Raw genomic sequence first — 2,818 nt, 5'->3', positions numbered from 1 at the left:
CTCCCCGCCGCTGCCGTCGAGCTGGGCGTAGCCGGCGACATCACCTTCGTCTCCGCGGACCAGGAGATGGCGGACGGCCTGCTCGTCGCCCGACCGGAGCGACCGCAGAGGCTGCTCGCCGAGCGGTGCCACCCCGTCCTCGGCCGCGGCGTCCCGGGCGACGGCCTCGATCAGCGCGGCCGTCTCGTCGTCCACCGCGTGCTCGATGGCGGTCATGCGTCTCCCCCGTCCTCCCTGCGGTCGGTCGGCCGGACCGCTTTGTACCCGACGTTACGCACGGTTCCGATGAGGGACTCGTGGTCGGGCCCCAGCTTGGCCCGCAGCCGTCGGACGTGGACGTCGACCGTCCGGGTTCCGCCGAAGAAGTCGTATCCCCAGACCTCCTGGAGGAGCTGGGCGCGGGAGAACACGCGTCCGGGGTGTTGACACAGGTGCTTGAGGAGTTCGAACTCCTTGTAGGTCAGGTCCAGGGGTCGCCCCTTCACCCGGGCGACGTAGGTCTCCTCGTCGATCACGAGCTCGCCCACCGTGAGCAACCCGCCGTCGGACTCCCCCTGCGCGGAGTGACGGGCGGCGGAGAGCCTGAACCGGGCGTCCACCTCCGCCGGTCCCGTGGTCGGCAGGATGATGTCGTCGAGACCCCAGTCCCCGCTGACCGCGATGAGCCCGCCCTCCGAGACCACCGCGATGACGGAGATGTCCGCGCTCCCCGACAGGAGGCGGCAGAGCGCGCGGGACGCCGCGAGATCACTCCGTGCGTCGACGACGGCGAGCGCGGCCCCCGACAGCTCGGCCACGGAGGAGGCGAGGGCCGGCAGCAGTCTGACCGAATGCGGCAGGAGCGACAGCGCGGGGACCACCGCCTCGGGGTCGGCTTCAGTCGTGAGGAGCACTACGTCCATGTGTCGCTTCCTCCTCGTCCGGGCGCCCAGACGATACTAGCGACCCGTCCCCCAGTTCCGACGATCGGAGTAGACCTGAACCCCATGAGAGCCCGTCGCAGTGTCACGGTGGCGACCGCCGCCCTGGCCGTCGTGGTGGTCGGCGCCTTCACCGTGGACTCCGTCAACGCCTCCATGGTGGAGGCGGACGTGTCCACCCGGATCCGCCCGGCGACCCCGGGGGTCGCGGCCCCGTCGGTGATGATCGGTGGGGGCCCGTCGACACGGTGGGCGGGGCCCGGGACACTGGCGTCGGCGTCGATCCGCGTCGAGGGTGTCACCCGCCCGGGTCTCGGTCCGGTGGCCGTGGAGGCGGCCGTCACCGATCTGTCCGTGCCGGAGGACCGGTCCGCCGACATGACCGCGGGTGCGGTCACCGTCTCCGTCCAGATCACCGGAGACTCGCTCGGCCCCGCCCTGGGGATGCGGGACGTCCTGGTCGGCGGCGCCGACGACCCGAGCCTCGCCGGGGGGGTCGAGCACCGGGCCCGCGTCACCGGGACCCTCGCGGGGACCGACACCCGGGTGTCGGCGATCGTCGACCTGGTCGTCGACGAGTCCGGCGCGCACCTCGTCCCGGTCGAGCCCGCGACGGGACCCTCCGGACTCCCCGACCAGGAACCCGACCTCGCGTTGCGACGGACCGCGCTGACCCTCTCCCCGGACGTCCTCCCCCTCGGGATCGCGGTGGAGACCCTCACCGTGCGGGGTGGGACGATCACCGCCGGCGGTACGGCCGGCCCGGGCGCTACGCCGCTCGGCGACCTGGCCCGACCGGACCACTAGACTCCCCGATATGAGTCGCGACGACGTACTGGTCAGCACCCGCTGGGCCGAATCGCGCCTCGACGATGACTCGGTGGTCTTCCTCGAGGTCGACGAGGACGTGTCGGCGTATCACACCGACGGCCACATCCCCGGGGCCGTCGCGCTGAACTGGCGCACGGAGTTGCAGGAGGAGTACACGCGGGACCTCGTGGGCCGCGAGAGGTTCGGCGAACTCATGTCCGAACGCGGGATCACCCGCGAACACACGGTCGTGGTGTACGGCGGCAACCACAACTGGTTCGCCGCCTACGCCTACTGGTATCTGCGCCTCTACGGCCACGCCGACGTGCGGCTGCTCGACGGGGGTCGCATGCGGTGGGAGCGCGACGGACTACCTCTCGACACCGATGTACCCCGGCGTCCGGTGACCGCTTACGTGGCCGACCCGCAGGATCTGTCGATCCGCGCGTTCCGCGACGACGTCCTGGCGGGGCTGGGCAACGACGCGCTCGTGGACGTCCGCTCGGTCGACGAGTACACCGGCAGGCTCGCGGCGCCGGCCGGGCTACCCCAGGAGGGCGGGCGTCAACGCGGACACATCCCGGGCGCCGTGAGCATCCCCTGGAACCGCGCCGTGACCCGCGACGGCACCTTCCGCACCGACGCCGACCTCCGCGAGATCTACGCGGACTTCCTCGACGAACCCGGTCGCCGCGTGGTGACCTACTGCCGGATCGGTGAGCGCTCCAGCCACACCTGGTTCGTCCTCCACGAGCTCCTCGACCAGCCCGACGTGGTCAACTACGACGGCAGCTGGGTGGAGTACGGCTCACTGATCGGTGTCCCGGTCGAGCGGTGAGGATCCTCCTCGCCCCGCTCGGGCGATCGACTCGCTAATCTCTGGAGCATGTCACTTCTCTCCCGAGCGTTCGGACTGGCCGCACGCGCCTCCGTCGTCGCCGTCGGCGCCTCCGTGGCCTCCGCCGTCATCGTCGGCGTCGACCAGCGACGGGGCGCGGTCCCCCAGGTCCCGGACCACCCCGGCCCGTACTCCCCCGCGGAGCGCGAGGCGGCGGTGCGGATGTACCTCACCGCGCTCACGCTGCCCG

Annotated in this window: 3 protein-coding genes and 2 pseudogenes; 3 read left to right on the top strand and 2 right to left on the bottom strand. The window is 71.9% G+C overall.

Annotated features, from left to right (window positions below):
* Both G6017_RS14925 and G6017_RS14920 read right to left on the bottom strand, forming a co-directional pair.
* Positions 1–216 (bottom strand): annotated as a pseudogene (locus G6017_RS14925) (mycothiol synthase); the annotation flags it as partial.
* Positions 213–902 carry a winged helix-turn-helix domain-containing protein gene (locus G6017_RS14920; RefSeq protein ID WP_179524621.1) on the bottom strand — a complete coding sequence of 230 codons (690 nt, stop codon included), beginning with the start codon at positions 900–902 and terminating at the stop codon, positions 213–215. The gene G6017_RS14920 and the pseudogene G6017_RS14925, both read right to left, overlap by 4 nt.
* A gap of 84 nt (positions 903–986) precedes the next feature.
* On the opposite strand from G6017_RS14920, the gene G6017_RS14915 reads away from it, so the two are divergent.
* The 3 genes and pseudogenes from G6017_RS14915 to G6017_RS17005 all read left to right on the top strand — a co-directional run.
* Positions 987–1,727, top strand: a complete 741-nt coding sequence (locus tag G6017_RS14915) for an LmeA family phospholipid-binding protein (protein WP_182618060.1) — start codon at positions 987–989, stop codon at positions 1,725–1,727.
* A gap of 10 nt (positions 1,728–1,737) precedes the next feature.
* Positions 1,738–2,568 (top strand): sulfurtransferase, encoded by an 831-nt coding sequence (locus G6017_RS14910; protein ID WP_182618058.1) that lies wholly within the window; start codon positions 1,738–1,740, stop codon positions 2,566–2,568.
* 48 nt (positions 2,569–2,616) lie between these two features.
* A pseudogene (locus G6017_RS17005) lies at positions 2,617–2,818 on the top strand (hypothetical protein); the annotation flags it as partial.

It is taken from the genome of Dietzia sp. B44 (assembly GCF_014145245.1).
GTDB classification, from domain to species: domain Bacteria; phylum Actinomycetota; class Actinomycetes; order Mycobacteriales; family Mycobacteriaceae; genus Dietzia; species Dietzia natronolimnaea.
The sequence above is the reverse complement of the archived record's forward strand: the minus strand, read 5'-3'. Positions and strand labels throughout refer to the sequence as shown.